Annotated in this window: 16 protein-coding genes; 10 read left to right on the top strand and 6 right to left on the bottom strand. The window is 63.4% G+C overall.

The features are described from left to right. Positions 1–6: 6 nt before the first annotated feature. From OVA24_RS04880 to OVA24_RS04910, 7 genes are all read left to right on the top strand, one after another. Positions 7–861: a hypothetical protein gene (locus OVA24_RS04880; RefSeq protein WP_267674062.1), complete on the top strand. Its 855-nt coding sequence runs from the start codon at positions 7–9 to the stop codon at positions 859–861. A gap of 64 nt (positions 862–925) precedes the next feature. Beyond that, positions 926–1,756, top strand: a complete 831-nt coding sequence (locus OVA24_RS04885; protein ID WP_267674063.1) for a hypothetical protein — start codon at positions 926–928, stop codon at positions 1,754–1,756. Between the two features lie 123 nt (positions 1,757–1,879). After that, positions 1,880–3,796, top strand: coding sequence for a glycosyltransferase (locus OVA24_RS04890; RefSeq protein ID WP_267674064.1), 1,917 nt, complete (start codon positions 1,880–1,882; stop codon positions 3,794–3,796). A 57-nt stretch (positions 3,797–3,853) separates the two neighbouring features. Further along, entirely contained in the window at positions 3,854–5,491 is a 1,638-nt protein-coding gene (locus OVA24_RS04895; RefSeq protein WP_267674065.1) for a hypothetical protein, read from the top strand. 25 nt (positions 5,492–5,516) lie between these two features. Continuing rightward, positions 5,517–6,698 carry an inner membrane CreD family protein gene (locus tag OVA24_RS04900; RefSeq protein WP_267674066.1) on the top strand — a complete coding sequence of 394 codons (1,182 nt, stop codon included), beginning with the start codon at positions 5,517–5,519 and terminating at the stop codon, positions 6,696–6,698. Between the two features lie 68 nt (positions 6,699–6,766). After that, a complete protein-coding gene (locus OVA24_RS04905; RefSeq protein WP_267674067.1) occupies positions 6,767–8,710 on the top strand; it encodes a prolyl oligopeptidase family serine peptidase in 1,944 nt (647 codons plus the stop codon). Between the two features lie 7 nt (positions 8,711–8,717). Further along, positions 8,718–9,071 carry a lysozyme inhibitor LprI family protein gene (locus OVA24_RS04910; protein ID WP_267674068.1) on the top strand — a complete coding sequence of 118 codons (354 nt, stop codon included), beginning with the start codon at positions 8,718–8,720 and terminating at the stop codon, positions 9,069–9,071. Between the two features lie 7 nt (positions 9,072–9,078). Here the strand turns inward: OVA24_RS04910 and OVA24_RS04915 are convergent, their stop codons facing one another. The 3 genes from OVA24_RS04915 to OVA24_RS04925 form a co-directional block, all read right to left on the bottom strand. Next, the gene (locus OVA24_RS04915; protein WP_267674069.1) at positions 9,079–9,522 is read right to left on the bottom strand and encodes a DUF2846 domain-containing protein; all 444 of its coding nucleotides are present in this window, start codon (positions 9,520–9,522) and stop codon (positions 9,079–9,081) included. 128 nt (positions 9,523–9,650) lie between these two features. Next, positions 9,651–10,406 carry a GDSL-type esterase/lipase family protein gene (locus OVA24_RS04920; protein WP_267674070.1) on the bottom strand — a complete coding sequence of 252 codons (756 nt, stop codon included), beginning with the start codon at positions 10,404–10,406 and terminating at the stop codon, positions 9,651–9,653. A gap of 38 nt (positions 10,407–10,444) precedes the next feature. Next, on the bottom strand, positions 10,445–11,452 hold the full coding sequence (locus OVA24_RS04925) for a DUF1593 domain-containing protein (RefSeq protein WP_267674071.1): 1,008 nt from the start codon (positions 11,450–11,452) through the stop codon (positions 10,445–10,447). Positions 11,453–11,475: 23 nt separating this feature from the next. Here OVA24_RS04925 and OVA24_RS04930 point away from each other — a divergent pair, with 23 nt between their 5' ends. Further along, entirely contained in the window at positions 11,476–12,462 is a 987-nt protein-coding gene (locus OVA24_RS04930) for a magnesium transporter CorA family protein (RefSeq protein ID WP_267674072.1), read from the top strand. Between the two features lie 383 nt (positions 12,463–12,845). Here OVA24_RS04930 and OVA24_RS04935 read toward each other — a convergent pair whose 3' ends face one another. From OVA24_RS04935 to OVA24_RS04945, 3 genes are read right to left on the bottom strand one after another with little or no spacing between them, the layout of a single operon-like run. Beyond that, positions 12,846–13,232, bottom strand: a complete 387-nt coding sequence (locus OVA24_RS04935) for a hypothetical protein (protein WP_267674073.1) — start codon at positions 13,230–13,232, stop codon at positions 12,846–12,848. Further along, on the bottom strand, positions 13,229–13,867 hold the full coding sequence (locus OVA24_RS04940) for an alpha/beta hydrolase (protein ID WP_267674074.1): 639 nt from the start codon (positions 13,865–13,867) through the stop codon (positions 13,229–13,231). Before OVA24_RS04940 ends, OVA24_RS04935 begins: the two co-directional genes overlap by 4 nt. After that, positions 13,864–14,838, bottom strand: coding sequence for a ring-cleaving dioxygenase (locus tag OVA24_RS04945; protein WP_267674075.1), 975 nt, complete (start codon positions 14,836–14,838; stop codon positions 13,864–13,866). The genes OVA24_RS04940 and OVA24_RS04945 overlap by 4 nt, the downstream gene beginning before the upstream one ends. Before the next feature lie 135 nt (positions 14,839–14,973). On the opposite strand from OVA24_RS04945, the gene OVA24_RS04950 reads away from it, so the two are divergent. Together OVA24_RS04950 and OVA24_RS04955 are read left to right on the top strand one after the other, a co-directional pair. Further along, complete coding sequence (locus tag OVA24_RS04950; RefSeq protein WP_267674076.1) at positions 14,974–16,251, top strand: SGNH/GDSL hydrolase family protein; 1,278 nt, start codon at positions 14,974–14,976, stop codon at positions 16,249–16,251. Between the two features lie 139 nt (positions 16,252–16,390). Then, the gene (locus OVA24_RS04955; RefSeq protein WP_267674078.1) at positions 16,391–16,963 is read left to right on the top strand and encodes a hypothetical protein; all 573 of its coding nucleotides are present in this window, start codon (positions 16,391–16,393) and stop codon (positions 16,961–16,963) included. The last annotated feature ends 7 nt before the right edge of the window (positions 16,964–16,970 follow it).

The following is a 16,970-nucleotide window of genomic DNA, read 5'->3' on the forward strand; positions in this document are numbered from 1 at the left end:
GAAACCATGAAGCCGTCCCCATCAGCATCATTCCGCCGTGACGGATGGCTCATCGGTATCGTGGCCGTTGTTTCTGTCGTGGCTGGTTCCGGTTCATTCTTCGCCGTCCGGCATCTTGGGGTGGGCATCGCCGGTGAGGGGAAGGGCGGATCGATTCCCTCATCTCCTGAAATTGTCGGCAGACCGGATCGCCGTGTTCCGCCTCCCACTTCCAAAAGGAATCTCTTTGATCCCGCGCATCCACTGACATCCGCGGAGTACAAGCAGCTCTATGAAGCGGCGTTGAAGAAGGAGGCACAGTCGAATCCCGAACTCGCGAAGGTGCTCGCATTGCACGATGCGTATCAGAAGGACAACAGGGCACTCGGTCCGATCACGGAGGGGATCAACGCATGGGTGGAGAACGGTCAGGATGCCGCGGAGAAGACGGCACGGCGGTCGGTTTTCAATGGAATGCATTCCATCACCCACATGCTTGCGACCACCTACCAGTGGAAGGAGGCGGATCTTGCCGCCATCACCGATCCAGAGGATACGTCGGCCCGCAAACGTTTCGCCAAACAGTTGATCTCCGAAGGGATCGATCCGGGGCCTTTCCTCGGAGATGTGGAGGAGGCCCGGGCCGGGATCGACTCCATCCACCGTCAGCTATATGAAAAGCTGGAGTCAAAGATGTCGGAAGCGGGTGCGCCCGGTGAGCTGTTCAACCAGCGAACCTATGATCTGATGATCAACTACAGCCTCGAGGGTCATTTCAAGGCGAAGAGCTACCGGCTTGCCAGCGAGGAGACCAAGAAGCTGGCGGATGCGGAATACCAGATGAGGGCGGGCGGGCGGTTGCTGCGTCCCGGCGAGCGTTGATGGGATCGGCTATGGGAGAAAGGCGGAGTTTGACAGATGGGGACGGATGTTGGTGGACTGTGGGATGATGCGTTGGCAGGGCGTTGCGGTGGTGGCGGTGTTGCTGGCCGGAGCGTTCGTCGCGGGCCGGTGGAGCGTGGAGGTGCCGGAGGCTGCGGTTGATGGAGGTGGGACGGAAAAGAAGGGACGTGCGGGAAGCGGTGCGCGCATCGAGGTGGCGGAGGATGCCCCGGCACCCCGGATGCGGGTGCGGCGCGAACGGCAGGCGGAGGACCGGAAGGTGAGGGCCGGAACCACGGAGGTGCCGAGGCAACATCTGGAGGAGATGGTGGCCGCGACTTATCTGCGCGGGAATCTGGATACCATGATGATGGCTGTGGAAGGCCACGATGGAACGAGCTTTGAAGCGGCATTGCGGATGTTGGGGGCGGACGAGGCGGAGCGGCGGAACGCGATGGCGGTGATGAAGCAGGCCGGCGAGGAACTGCGGCAGGCCGAGCAGCGGATGATCACGGTGAACAAGGCTGCGACGGTGCCGGACATGATCACGTTGGATCGCAGCGCCATGATGGGTATCTCCAGAGAAGTGGCGGAGAGGACGAAAGCGGGGCTGGAGCAGGTGTTGCCACCGCAGGTCTCCAAGGTGGTGCTGGAAGGCGTGAGCTGGGGGAGCTTTTACATGAATCCCAGGATGCCGGAGGTGAAGCTGTCGCTGGAAGGTACCAATAGCGGCGGGATGCGGACCCGAATGAATGACGGATACCGGGAGGATGTGGGTTTCGCCAGAACGGACATTCCGAGGAATGGGGACGGTACTTATCCTGCGGAGAAGATCTTCCCGAAATGGAAGGAACTGGTCGGCGGGATGACGCTGATGCCGACGGAGGGGCAGTGATGGCCTGTCACGGAGGATGCTCCGGTGGTGATTGTGACGGAATCGGAACATGAAAAGCAGCGCGGAGGCTGGCTGGATGATGTTTTTGTCACAGCGGGAATGGATTTGATTCCCGGACCAACCATGAGAATCGACATCGTAACGGATACCTTTCTGCCGGATGTGAATGGCGTCGCCATGACGCTGGGACGGATCACCGACGGTCTCCGCGAGCGGGGGCACCGGGTCCACATCATCCGCACGGGTGAGGGGAGCGGCAACCGGGAGACGGTCGCCGCATCGATCCCGCTTCCGGGTTACAAGGAGGTCCGCGTGGGTCTCCCCGGGCCGTTCCGCCTGCGGAAGCGCTGGCTGAAGAAGCGGCCGGACGCGGTGTATGTCGCGACGGAGAGCCCGCTCGGCAGGTCTGCGGTGAAGGCGGCGAAGACGCTGGGCATCCCGGTTGCCACCGGCTTCCACACGAATTTCCACGAATACCTGGAACAGTACCGGCTTGGTGGGTTGGAGCCTGCGGCAAAGGCATGGTTGAAGCGCTTCCACTCCGCGGCGGACTGCACGCTGGCACCGTCGCCGGAGCTGGTGGCCCGCCTGCGTGACGAGGGATTTCGTGAGGTGCATCTGCTGGGCCGGGGCGTGGACTCCGTCCTGTTCACCCCGGAGAAGCGGTGCGAAGCCCTGCGCGCGTCATGGGGTGCGCGGATGGGTGTGCCTGTCGCCATCGTCGTCGGCAGGGTCGCCGCTGAAAAGAATCTGGATCTGGCGATGAAGGCGTTCGAGCGCATGCGCCAGACCGTGCCGGACCTCCGCTGCGTGGTGGTGGGTGATGGACCGGTGCGCGCGAAGCTGGAGGAAAGCCACCCATGGGTCCACTTCGCCGGTGTGCGGACGGGTGAGGATCTGGCGGCACACTATGCCTCCGCGGATGTGCTGCTTTTCCCCAGTGAAACGGAGACGTTCGGGAATGTCCTGCTGGAAGGCATGGCAAGCGGGCTGGTGACGGTGAGCTATGACTATGCCGCCTCCGAACGCCACGTGACCGGCGGCGTGAACGGCATGAAGGCCGTGCGTGGGGATGAAGAAGGCTTCATCCGCCTGGCGGTGGAAGCTTTGGCACAGGCTCCGGAGATGAGATCCGCCGCGCGGGAGAGTTCCGAAAAACTCGGCTGGAGCGAGGTTGTCCGCGAGTTCGACGAGCGGATGCAGCGGATCGCCGCGACCGGGAGGGCCGCGGACCCCATGCGGGTGAAGCGCCGGAAGCTTTCCTGCCGCACACTTTTCCTCTCCGACATCCACCTCGGCATGGCGGACTCGAAGGCGGTGGAGGTCGTGCATTTCCTGAAGCACATCCAGTGCTCGAAGCTGGTGCTCAACGGCGACATCATCGACGGCTGGGCGCTCCGCCGTGGTGGCCGTTGGCGCGGGCGGCACAGCCGGGTGATCCGGAAGATCCTCAAGATGATGGAGAAGGATCACACCGAAGTCGTGTATCTGCGCGGGAACCACGACGATATCCTGGAGCGCTTCCTGCCGCTGGCTTTCGGTCGCCTGAAAGTGGCGAAGGAACACATCCACGTCTCACCCACCGGCAAGCGGTATCTGGTCGTCCATGGCGACGGCTTCGACAGTGTTTCCACCAAGCACAAGTGGCTCGCCTCCATCGGTGCGGTGGGCTATGACACCCTGCTGAAGGTCAACCGTGTCTATAACAAATGGCGCGCGTGGCGGGGGAAGGAATACTTCTCCCTCAGCAAGCGGGTGAAGGCGAAGGTGAAGTCCGCCGTCAGCTTCGTCGACAAATACGAGGAGCTGCTCCAGGAACTGGCCCGCCACAAGCGGTGCGAAGGCATCATCTGCGGCCACATCCACACGCCCGAGGACAAACAGGTGGGGGACATCCACTACCTCAACTCCGGGGACTGGGTGGAAAGCCTCACCGCCATCATCGAGCACCACGACGGGCGGATGGAGCTGGTGAAATACGCCGACTTCTTCAAGGATGGCGACAGGATGGTGGAAGCCGAGGTGGCTGCCGTCGCGTAAGCGGAGATTTCACCGCAGCTTCATACTCGTTTCACATTTGGCTGCGATGACAGCCGCATGTTGAAACGCATCGCACTGCTGTTGGTTCCCGTGCTGGCATCCGCCGCGCCGGAAGAGGGGGCGGGACTGGACGGGGCGGAGGTGAAGATCCCGTATTCCGAACTGAAGCGTCTCCTGGCGAAGGAACCTTCGCAGGTGGAGGCCGCGCAGCCGCCGCCGGTCCTGTTGTCGGCGAAGTTCACCCTCGTCGATGCGGAGGGCGGACCGCAGATGGAGGCGGAGTTCCAGGTGGCCGCCTTCGGGGAGAAGCAGGTCGGGCTGCCGTTGATGAAGGCAGGGCTGGGCGTGGAGGTGCTGGAACCTGCCGATGCGAACGTGATCGTCCGCGACGGGGACATCCAGCTTCTCCTCGACAAGCCCGGAAGGCAGTCCGTCCGGGCCCGCCTGCTGCCGCAGGTGGACGGGGGCGGATTCAGCTTTTTTCCCGCAGGATGTCCGCTGGTCACGTTCGGCACCGGTCCGATCCGCGGGGGGCGCTCCGTGAGGCTGGCCTCCAGCGGACGGGTGAGCATGCTCGGCGAAGGTCAGTCGGTCCCGCTCGTCGGGGTGGACCGGAAGGTTGAGGTGGGTTTCGTCAGCGAGGAGGAGATGCGTGAGGCGACGAAACCTCCGGAACCCTCTGTGTGGGCATGGCGCCATGAGGCGTTGGTTCTGCCCGGCGAGAGCACGATTTCCTACCGCGTGATCTCCCGGGCATCGGCATCGTCGGGTTCGGGTGTGGCAGCGTCCCTTGTTCTGCCTGCGGGTGCACGCGGGGTGAAAGTGACCGGTGATGATCTGGTGGATCAAAATGGGGTCGTTGGCGGTGACACGCTGGTGATCGGCTGGAAAACCCGCGGGCTGCTTGAGCGTGAGATCAGCCTTTCCTATGAGGTCCCGCGCCGGTCGCCCGACCGTGGGTGGAAACTGCAGGTTCCGGCGGGTCCGGCTTCGGAGGAAACGTTCGCCCGCTACTTCGTCCGCGCGGTGCCCGCCCTTTCCTATACTGCGGAGGGCCTTTCCGGGCCGGTGTCCCCGCGCGGGTTGCCGGAGGCATTTGCCCGGGAACTGAACGGCGCCTCCTGCTACGAGATCGAGGGCGGGGCGGAGGTGGCGCTGGCGGTCACCCGGCGGCCTGTCGCCGCCGTGTCCGACGCGATCATGGATGACGCCGCATGGTCGGTGAAGGTGGAGCCGGATGGAGCCGTGCTGCTGGAGGGCCTGATGACCGTGAGCCATGGCGAGGCGGCGGTGCTGCTGTTCGACACGCCCACGGGGCTGTCGCTGCTGAAGTGTTCCCTGAACGGCCAACCGGTCGCCCCCGTGAGCCATGAGGGAGGGAAACTGGAACTCGCCCTGCCGGCGAACGGCCCACCGGCAAAGGTGGAGTGTTCCTTCACCGGCCGCATCGGGACCCTCGATCCGGTGGAGGGCACCTTTTCCATCGGCCTTCCACAGACGCCGATGTTCATCCGTGCGCTGCAGTGGAAGATCGACCTGCCACCCGCCTACCAGGCGGAGATCTCCGGCAATGTCATGCGGATGAACCCTGAAGCGGGCGAGCCTCCTTCGCGGGTGGTGGTCCGCAAAAACCTGTGCCGTGACGAGCGCCCGGAAGCGCATGTCTTCTACACGCGCAAGAACCCCGGCTTCTGATTCCTCATCAACCCCATCCTTTGACATGAAACTGATCCATCTCATCGCCTCCATGGCCATCGTCGCCTGCACCGCCATCGCGTGGTTCTTCCTCGGTTCCGTTCTAGCCGACCGGACCCGTCAATCCACCTCGGACATGGCGGCGGAGGTTGCCGGAGTCTGGGGGCCGGCCCTGGTGCAAAAGCACCCTGAGGCATGGTTCGAAACGCCGAATGCACCCGGCGGCCGTGCGATGCTGCCACCGTCCTCCTCAAAGATCACGGTGGATCTGAAATCCGAGCCGAAACGCCGCGGGCTGGTGTGGCACAGGACGTACCGGGTGGATTTCAAGGCGGAGTATGTCTTCACGAATCCCACGCGTATCCCGCAGACGGTCTATGTTTCGTTTCCCCTGCCGGATCACTCCGCAGGCTTGAATGGCTTCCGCTTCCTGCTGGACGGTGTGTCCCCGGCGGAACAGATGCCGGCGTCGTCCGGCGGGATGACACGGGCGGTGGTGGTGCCCGCGCTCGGTTCCGTGACGCTGCACACCGGCTACGGCACCCGCGGCTCTGACAGTTTCAGCTACGTCTTTCCCGACAACCGGCGGGTTGCAGGGTTCGACCTGGTGATGAAGACGGACTTCGGGGAAATCAACTTCCCTGTCGGCACCGGCTCTCCGGGTGAAAGGGCGGGTAGCGGCGGCGGTTGGGAACTCCGCTGGAACTACCCGGATGTACTCGGGGCGCCATCGATCGGGATGGACATGCCGAATCTCCTCAACGCGGGGCCCGTCGCGGCGCGGATCGCCTTTTTTGCACCGGTTTCGCTGCTCCTGTTCGTGGTGGTGATGCTGTTGATGGCCACCCTGAAAGGGGTGCCGCTGCATCCGGTCCACGTCTTCTTCGTGTCCGCGGGCTTCTTCGCCTTCCACCTGTTGTTCGCCTATCTGGTGGATCTGGTGCCGCTCGCCCCGGCATTCGGGATCGCGACGGTCGTCTCCGTGGTGCTGGTGTGCGGCTACCTGAAGGCGGTGGGAGGCCGGGCCTTGTTCAGGATCGCGCTGCCCGCGCAGCTCGGTTACCTGGTGCTGTTCAGCCTGTCGTTCTTTTTCGATGGCCTGACCGGCATCACGCTGACCGTCTGCTCCGTTCTGACGCTCGCCCTGCTCATGGCGCTCACCGCCAAGGTTGACTGGAGGGCGTTTGAAAAGGCGCGCACCGCATAAAAAACGTCGGCGCTTGGCAAACGGGTGATGGCTTTGCAAGAGTGGGGACGTATCACCAACTTCGCATCATGAAACCCATCGCCGCCGTTCTACTGCTCGCCTGCATCGCCACCGCCCAGGATCTGAAACCACCGGCCCGGGCGTTTCCTCCGGTGGGGGACAAGCTCAGCGAGGCGGACCGGGCGACGCTCACGGAAGAGCTCAAGCTGGTGCAGGCGGAATTCGACACGCTGCCCAAGAAGAAGGAGAACGCGAATGCGGAAATTTTCCTGAAGGCCATCCGCTATGCGCTGGACTACACGGAATACTACAAGCCCTCCGACGCGGGAGCCGACCGTGGACTGCTTACGGAGGCCCGCAAGCGCATCACCGCGCTGAAGAACGGCGAGCAGCCGTGGATGACCGCCAAGGGCCTCGTTGTCCGCGGTTACTACAGCCCCATCGATGGATCCCCGCAGCCGTTCGCGCTGGAGATCCCCCAGGATGCGCCGGACCAGAACGCTCCGGCCTGGCTCTGGCTGCAGGGCCGCGGTGAAACGCGCACGGACCATCATTTCATCGAGGAACGCCTCGGCAGGCCGGGGCAGTTCCGTCCTCCGGGAACCATCATCGTGCACCCGTGGGGACGCTACTGCGTGGGCACCAAGAACGCGGGCGAACAGGACGTCCTCCACGTGCGTGACCTGCTGGTGGCCGAAGGCAGGATCGACCCGAAGCGGGTGGCGCTCTGCGGCTTTTCCATGGGAGGGGCCGGTGCCTGGATGCTGGGGGCCCACCACACGGACAAATGGACGGTCGTCCACGCCGGCGCGGGATTTGTCGAGGTGCGGAAATTCCAGAACCTGAAGGACGAGGTGGTCGCGGCCATGCCTCCTTGGGAGATCACCCTCTGGGGTCAGAACGACGTGCCGGACTATGCGCGCAATCTCCTGAACGTTCCGCTCATCGCCTACAGCGGTGAGAACGACAAGCAGCGGCAGGCCGCCGAGATCATGACGGAAGTGCTGGCGAAGGAAGGTCTCACCCTGAAGCACTTCATCGGTCCGAAGACCGAGCACAAATACGAGCCGGAAGTCAAAAAGGAGGTCGAGGCGGAGATCCAGAAGGCTCTCCTCAATCCTCCCGCATCCTATCCGTTGAAGCTCACCTACCAGACGAAGACACTGGACTACTCGGAAATGTATTGGGTGGAGGCCACCGGGCTGGAGGAACACTGGAAGGACAGCCGGATCGACGCGACCATCGACGCGCCTCTGCCTGCCGCGAAGAAGGCGGAGATCAAGACGAAGAACATCACCTCGATGAAGCTGCGCTCATGGAACGGAGAGGATTTCGGCGGCCCCCTTGCCATCAGCATCGATGGGCAGGACCTCACCGCCAACGGAGGCGGGAAAGCCATCCTGCTGACGAAGGCGGATGGGAAATGGACCGCAGGCGCCGCGGAGGACACCACCACCCTCCGCAAACGGCCAGGACTGCAAGGTCCGATCGATGATGCCTTCACCGGTCCCTTCATGTATGTCCTGCCGGACGGTCCGTGCGCCACTCCGGAGGCGGAGGCATGGGTGAAGGCGGAGCTGGCCTACCAGACCGACCGCTGGAGGTACCTCATGCGCGGTGATGTCCGGACGAAAAAGGCCTCCGAAGTCACGCCGGACGACGTGAAGAACTACAACCTCATCCTCTGGGGGGACCCGAAGGCGAATCCGCTGATCAAGACCCTGCTGCCCCGCCTGCCCATCCAGTGGACGGCGGAGAAGATCAGCGTGGGGGACAAGAGCACGGCATCCACCGGACACATCCTCTCCATGATCTATCCCACCCCGGCGGGCCGTTACATCGTCCTCAACAGCGGCCTCACTTTCCGTGAGAACCACAAGAGCAACGCGGTGCAGAATCCGCAGCTTCCGGACTGGGCGATCATCGACCTTTCCGTGCCGCCGGACGGCAATGCTCCGGGCAAGGTGGTCGCCGCGGATTTCTTCGACGAAACCTGGAAACCAAAGAAGTAACATCGACATGAAACTTCCATCATTGCTGTGCCTGCTGGCCTTCGCCCCGCTGGTGGTCCACGCCCAATCCAACGCCGAGATGAAAGAGGAGGCCGCGTCCATCCTCGACAAGTCCGACACGGCGATGAACAAGGCCTACCAGCAGTTGCTCTCCATCCTCAATGACGAGGGCAAGAAGCGCCTGCGCGAAACCCAGCGGGCATGGCTCGCCTACCGGGATGCCCAGGCTGGATTCGACTCCCACCACATGGCAGGGGGGACGGGGGAAGGCCTGGAGCGGCTGGGCAGCCTCAACATGCTCACCGAGGAAAGGACGAAGCGCCTGCAGGAGGACTACAAGCGCTTCAAGGAACTCCAATAGCTCCGGCTTATTCCGCGGACAGCTTGCAGTCCTGGATCTCCTCCTCGCCGGTCGCCTTGTCCACCTGTTCGGGGATGATGTGGCCGGCGATGAGGCCCGGGCGGACCTTGCTGCGGACGAACGTGGATTCGCCCGGTTTCACGGTGATGGTCGCCTTGTGGGTCCACTCCGTGGACATGGAAACCACGTGCTGGCCCGGCTTCTGGTCGGAGTAGATGAAGCCCTGGCCCTCCGAGGTGCCCACCGCCGTGCCATCGATCTTCACCGCAGGTTTGATCGCGGCTCCGAAGGAACTCGGCCGGTAGATGAACACCCGGCTGTGGCCCTTCGCCACGGAAGGAAGCGTTGATTTCGCTTCGGCATAACTGGGGCCGCTCGCACAACTGACGAAGCTGAGTGAACCGGCGAGGAGGGAGGAAAGGACGAGGGTGCGTTTGAGGATGGAAGGCATCCGGGGAAACTCGACACTGCGGCATGGCCGATCAACCGAAATCGGCCTTTTCCGAAGGATTGCATCATTCCGAATGTCCTTTCGGTGAATGGGTTAAATCGGATTCACCGTGATGGCGGTTTGTCCGCTCACTTGATGTTCATCCTTTTGAAGACCGGCTTCAGCGCCTCCGCCCAGACCTGGTAGCCAGGCTCCGCGAGGTGCAGCTTGTCCGCCGCGAAATGCTCCGGATTGGCGGGCTTGCCCTCCTTGTTGGCGTAGAGGGTGAACAGGTCCAGCACCTCGAAGTCCTTGCCGGGTTTGCCCAGCTTCAGGATGCGGGTGTTGATGTCCGCATAGGCGCCCGGCTTGGCGGGTGCGTCCGCCTTGTCGCGGGGTGGGATGGTGCAGACGATGATGGGCACGCTGGCCTTGTAGGCCCGCGCCTGTGCGATCAGCTCCTTGATGTTCGCCTCGATGGTGGCGGGATCCCCGTGGGCGCTCAGGTCATTCGAGCCGATGTTGATGACGATCGCCTCCGGTTCGAGATCCAGCACATCCTCCTTGAAGCGGAACAGCACACCGCGGCTCACGTCCCCGCCGATGCCGCGGTTGGCGACTTTCAGCCCGGGGAATGAGGCGGCCAGGGATTTCCAGTTGCCGGTCAGCGAGTCGCCGACAAAGACGACCGCTCCCTTGTCCTTCTGCCGCTGGCTCCAGAAATAATTCCGGTTGTCCGTCATCCAGCCGTGGACCCGGATCACACCCTGTCCCGGCCAGGCGGATGCCTCCTTCGCGTCAGGGAATGGCGTCGGTCCGTCGGCTGCGGAGGAAGGTGTGAAAGTGGTGACGAGGGTGATCACCGTGGCGACCGGAAGGATCAGTTTCGGAAGATGGAGTTTCATGGATTTCGGCGGGATACGTGGTGGTGGGCTTGGAAGTTTCAGGGCTGGCACCAGGCCATCCGCTTGGCGAAGTCCTTCTGGAAATCCGGGCGCCAGCGGCTGACGGAGAGACGTGGGTCATCCTGCCCGTCTTGCTCCGCATCGCGGAACCAGCCATCGGCTTCCTTCAGGAACCGCCCGCCCCATCCGGGCTTCGTCGGGTCGCCGGGATCATTGCCTCCTGCCGGTAAGAAGAAGTACCATGAAGGCGTGTCCCCTTCCTTCATGCAGCCATGCGGATTCGGGGCGGTCCAGGTTTTCACCGGATAGAGTTGGCCGAGCGGCCCTTTCGGAAGCACGTTCTTCGCGATCCATTCCTGGCTGGTGAGCGATTCATCCCCGGTGAGGTACATCCCCCGGTAGGTGCTCTCCCGCTTGTCCCTCCCGGGTGGAGCCTTGGCGAGGATGTAGAACAGGCCGGGGAACTCCCCGCGCATCCAGTCCGCGATCTTGTCCTGGTCGTCGATGTCATAGACGCGGAGGCGTGTGATGAAGACACGGTAGCCTTCCTCTCCACGGTCGTTCCGCACCCTCCACAGTGCCTGCGCGAAATCCGTCTGGCCTCCCCAGATGGCGATGTTGAGCGGACGTTCCCCGCTCCCTGCATCCACGGCGGAGATCAGCGCGCGGGAGCCGTCGGTATCATGGCCATCGCCGATATGGCCGCGGCCACGGAGCGGGTTTCCCGCTTTCACGCTTTCCAGCAGGTGGTCCGCCTCCGGCCAACCCTGCGCGTGTTTCCGCAGGGATGGCAGCACCTTGCCATAGGCGAGGATCGTCTCCCGGATGAGGTCGGGCCGGACGATGGGTTCCTTCAGTTGTCCCGGGATGCCCGCGGAGCTGGCGAGCAGCAGGCGGATGTCGAACTCATTCGCATAGACCATCAGCCTCACCAGCGACTGCTGGTCGTCCGGATCCCCGCCGATGTCTGTCAATACCGCCAGTCGTGGCCGCTCCGCCGCGAAGCCGCAGACGGAAAGCAGGAACATGAACAGGAGGATCCGCATGGGTTCCGGCAATGATGGCATCCGTGACGATCATTGCGAGGAGCTTCTTTTCTGTCGAAATCACCCAGCCCATCGGCTTTCATGATGGCATGTTCCAACGGCTGGAGATCAGGGACCGCAAGCTGGCTGAGACCGACGATGAAAACGCGCCGATCCTGCTCTGCACGGACCCGACGGAGGAGGAACGGGCCTTTCTGATCGATGGAGTCGGCATCGACCGCCACACCCTCGCCTCATCGCTCGACCCCAACGAACTCGGGCGGGTGGAATTCGAGCCGGATCACGCCGCGATCATCATCAAGCGGCCGAAGCAGTACTGCTCCGAGGACAACTTCTTCTTCAAGGTCAGCTCGGTTGGCATCTTCGTGTTCAGGGAGCGGTTGGTGTTCGTCGTGTCCGAGGAAGGGCTGCGTTTCGAGGGGAAACACTTCCAGCAGATCCGCAATCTGGACGATGTGATGCTGAAGGTGATCTTCCGCTGCGTCTGGCACTTCGAAGAGCACCTCAACGTCTTCAACATGATCGCGGAGGAACTGGAGCAGAAGGTGAACACCTCCATGGAAAACAAGCACCTGCTCCACATGTTCACGCTGGAAAAGAGCCTCGTCTATTACCTCAACGCCATCGGCAGCAACGGCAGGGTCATCGAGCGGCTGAAAGCCTCCGTCAGCAGGCTGAGGCTCACCCCGGAGGATTGCGAGTTCCTTGATGACCTGACCATCGAGAACTCCCAGTGCCAGGAAATGGCGGCGACCTACAGCCAGGTGCTCTCCGGTCTGGTGGGGGCCAGGGTCAGCGTGGTCAGCAACAACCTGAACGTGACCATGAAGCGGCTCATGCTGGTGACCATCGGGCTGATGGTGCCGACCGCCATTTTCAGCATCTTCGGGATGAACGTGAGGCTTCCCGTCGTGGAGCACAGCGGGGCTTCCGGTTTCTGGATGATCCTCGCTCTCGCAGGAGCATCCGCCGGGGCGGTGTTCGTGGTCTCCCGATGGATGAAATGGTGACCCCGGCGGGTAACGCACCCGCGTAGCCGCGATGGCGTAATGGCGGACGGGCCGGTTTTGTGCCAGTCTATCCCTGTCAGCGCGAACGGCCCCCGACGAAAGCGAAGACGCCCCCCCACACATCCCCCCGAAAGCAGATCGGCAGAAAGTCCCCCCGGCTTGTCTGCCGATTCGCTTTTCAGCGATGTCGTCCCGGAACCTACGCGGGCACGTAGCCATGATGGCGTAATGTTGGAATGGCCGGTTTTGTGACAGTCTCTCCATGTCAGCGCGAACGACTTTCCCCCCCAACGTGAGCGCAGGGCTTGAACTCCCCCCGAACAGCCCCCCGGACAGAACCGGCGGATGAAGCCTCCCCCCCGGGCTCATCCGCCGGTTTGCTTTCAGGCTCCCAGCACGCGCCTGACCTCCGCGTGGGTGGCCAGCACGTGGGGATCCCGACGGAGTGTTTCCGCATAGGTGGTGCCGAAGCCACCGTCCTTCGCATCCGCTTCCAGCAGCGCGCGGATCTCGCCTATCAGGGCCTCCGCCCGTTCGTCCGTGATGGGCACCTTTTTGTCGAAAAGCGCGTCATCGACCCGGGCGATCAGCCTGGTGAAGGGCTGCAGCCACTCGAACCATGGATCATGGGCGAGCAACTGGAGGAACGCCCCGGCGGACGGGATGGGTCCGGCGGCGTGTTCATACACCGCCCTTTCGGAGGTGATCAGTTCCCGGTGCAGTTTCAGCAGGCCGTTGCGTGCGGCCTTCAGTTTTTCGATGGAGTTCATGATGAGGTTTGTTTGAGCCAGTTCCGTGTTGCGTCCAGTTCCGCCGAGGTGAGCTGGTGTCCGGTGGGGATCTCCAAGTGCTTCACTTCCGCCCCCGCGCCCCGCAGCATGGCCGCGAGACGGCGGGCGTTTTCGAGCGGCAGGATCGGGTCGGTGATCCCGCTTGCCAGAAAGACATCCGTCCCGGTGAGGTCCGGTGCCTGGTCCGGGGTGAGCGGAACCATCGCCCGCAGGAGGACGGCGCGGTGCAGCACGCCGGGGCGCAGCAGCATCAGGCTGGCGGCGATGTTCGCGCCGTTCGAGTAACCGAGGGCGGTCACCCGCTTCGCGTCGAAGCCATACTGCCCCGCCGCCGCCGTGATGAAATCCGCCAGCTCGTGCGTGCGGTGGATGAGATCCTCTTCATCGAAGACACCCTCAGCCAGCCGCCGGAAGAAGCGCGGCATCCCGTTTTCCAGAATCTTTCCGCGCGGGCTGAGCACGTTTGCCTCCGGTGCCAGCGAGCGGCCCAGCTCGATGAGGTCGTTTTCATTCCCTCCGGTGCCGTGGAGCAACAGCAGGGTGTCCGCCCCCGCCACATCGGTGGCGGGGATGAAGCGGTGGATGAATCCCAGATCGTTGGAGGCGGTGTTCATGACTTCGCTGCGGTGGAAGGTTGGTAGTTGAGGGGCTTGATGTTCGCTTCGATGGAGGCGCGGTGTGGTTCCAGGAATGGAGGCAGGGCCAGCGTTTCGCCGAGGTGCTCGGGATCCTCACCGTCAGCGGCGAAGCCGGGGCCGTCCGTGGCGATCTCGAACAGGATGCCGCCGGGGATGCGGAAGTAGAGGGACTTGAAGTAGTGCCTCTCCACCTCTCCGGAGGTCTGGTAGCCGTGGCTTTCGATGTGCTTCTGCCAGGCGATCAGTTCGTCCTCGTCGCGCACCCTCCATGCCACGTGGTGGACTCCACCCGCGCCTTGCAGGCCGCGTTGGGTGGAGGCGTCCAGCCTGAGCTTCGCGCCCACGCCGCCGTCCCCGGTTTCGAAGAGGGAGGCATCAGCGGAGCTTTGGCGGAAGCCCAGCACTCCGGTCAGGAAGCGCGCGGTCAGGTCGAAGTCCGCGACGGTGAGGTTCACCGATCCCAGGCCGACGATGGCGGCTTCCAGCGGCACGGGGCTGCCGTGCCATGGATGGATGTCCCCGGCGACCGTCGTTTCGGCGATGAGCCGCAGGTGCTGGCCCTCCGCATCCTGGAAGGGGAGCGTGGGCAGGCCGTCCACGGTTTCGATCTCGCCGCGGGTCACACCCTGCGAGTCGAGCCACTTCACCCAGTGGGCGAGGGAGGCTTCGCCGCCGGAGACGCGCAGGCCGGTTTCGGAGACGGTGCCCGCTCCGTTCCGTGCGGGGCGGATGCCCGCCCAGTCGAAGAACGTGAGGTCGGTGCCCGCGCTGCCGATGGCGTCCGCATAGAACAGGTGGTAGGCGGAAACGTCGTCCTGGTTCACGGTGCGCTTCACCAGCCGCAGGCCGAGCGTCTTCGTGTAGAAGTCGAGGTTGGCCTGGGCGTTTGCCGTGACGGCGGTGACGTGGTGGAGACCGTGGAGAACCGGATGTGTGGTGGTTTTCATGGCCGTAGGATGCACCGGGCGGGCGGTTTTGGATAATGCGGAGATGTATGGCTGAGGATGCGCGGGAGTATGACCCCCGCCGTGACAAGGTGCAGCTTCCTTGACGGGATTCCACCTCCGGATAGCGTGGCCGGAATGAAATCCATCAGAACGCTCTTCCGCATCTCCGCCCTTTCCCTGGTGGTGGCCTGCGCCGCCACCCTCCATGCGGAACCCGCGCCCCTCAAACTGAAGGACAATGACCTCTGGGTCATGGTCGGGGACAGCATCACCGCCCAGCGCCAGCACTCGAACTACATCGAGCTGTACTACCGCACGCGCCACCCGGAGCTGAAACTGCACTTCCGCAACTCCGGCATCGGAGGCAACCGCACGAACCATGTGCTCGACCGCTTCGAATACGATGTCGCTGCCTGGAAGCCCACCATCGTCAGTGTCGAGCTGGGCATGAACGATGTCGGCGGGGAGTTCGCCAAGACGCTGCCCGCTTATGTGGAGGGGATGAAGAAGATCATCGCGAAGATCCGGGCCATCCCCGCCACGCCGATCCTGATTTCCTCCAGTCCCGTCGATGACGGCAGCAAGATGAACGACTGGCGGGGTGACCGCTGCAAGACCATCCATCCATTCACGGAGGCGCTGCAGAAGCTGGCGGCGGAGGAGGATGTCCTGTTTGTGGACCAGTACCATCCGCTCATCGACGTGTGGGGTGACAACCGCCGGAAAGGCGCGGAACTCGCCGCGAAGAATCCGCAGCCGGAGCCTGCACCCGCACCCGCTCCGGATGGGAAGCCCGCCAAGCCGAAGCTTCCTCCATCCCTCATCCCGCTCGGCGGGGATCCGGTCCACCCCGGTCCTGTCGGCCAGTACACGATGGCGGCGGTGATCTTGAAAGGCCTCGGAGCCGGTGGTGACGTCAGCTCCGCCACCATTTCCGCGGATGGCAAAGTCGGTGGGACGAAGGGATGCAAGATCACCGATGTCTCCGCTGCGGACGGGAAGCTGTCCTTCACCCGTCTGGATGAAACGGGGTTCTGGCCGGTCCTGCCGTCCGGAAAGGCGGCGTTCGATCTCCTGCCCTCGGGGCTGGATCTCTCACAATACCTGCTCAAGGTCACCGGCCTGCCGGAGGGTGAGTATAACATCTCCATCGATGGCAAACCGGCTGCGAAGGCGACGTCGAAGCAACTGGCGGAGGGCTGGAACATGACCCTCGCCATGACCGAACGCTCCTCCGCCATCGGCAAGCTGGTCCAGCAGCTCCAGTCGCCCCTCAACCAGGCATGGCGGAAAGCGAGCAAGGAAAAGGATGCCGAAAAGCTGGCTGCCGCGCAGGCTGCCATCGAGGCGTGTGAAAAGGAGCTGCAGGCCCTCGTCCAGCCGGTGCCAGTGAAGGTCGCCATCAGCAGGTAGAACCGCGCGCCCGCCGTGGCTGGTGCTTTTGCAACGGCGGGCCGCTTTGTGCAACCGGCACGAGGCGGTCTTTCGTCTGCTGATGAAGCATTGGCGGGGATTTTCCCGTTGGCACGGCCATGGCTGGGATGGCGGCACCATGAGTGCAGTCACCAGTGAGAAACATCAGGATAATCTGAAGATGTATGTGAACGATGTCATCGGCCTCGAGCGGGACATCATCAATGCCATCGAAGGCCAGTTGGAAGACGACCGCGTGAAGGCGCATCCGCAGCTCTCGGGTGTGCTTCGCGGCATCGTTGCCGGGGCGAACTCCCGGCTCGAAACGCTGAAGTCCATCTCCGAGGAGGAAGGCGGAACCTTCGGCGCGGCGATCAAGGAAGCCGCCATGAGCGTGACCGGCGTGCTGGCCGGGATCTATGGAAAGCTCCGCGAGCATCCGCTGTCCCGCATCGTCCGCGACGACCGGATGGCCATGAACATGACGGAGACCAGCTACGCGATGCTCTACACACTGGCGCTCGCCGTCGGGCACGGACGATGTGCGGATCTCGCTCTTTCCGGCATCAACACCGCCGCGCCCCAGGTGCTGCAGCTCACGGACCTGCTTCCGCAGATCATCCTGCAGGAACTCGCAGCGGACGCCCCGCTGGAGAACCCGGATGTGGCGGACAAGGTGGTGGATGTCATCCATCGCGCATGGAGTGCGTGACGGCGGA

The sequence above is a fragment of the Luteolibacter sp. SL250 genome (genome assembly GCF_026625605.1).
In the GTDB taxonomy this organism is placed as follows: Bacteria; Verrucomicrobiota; Verrucomicrobiia; order Verrucomicrobiales; family Akkermansiaceae; genus Luteolibacter.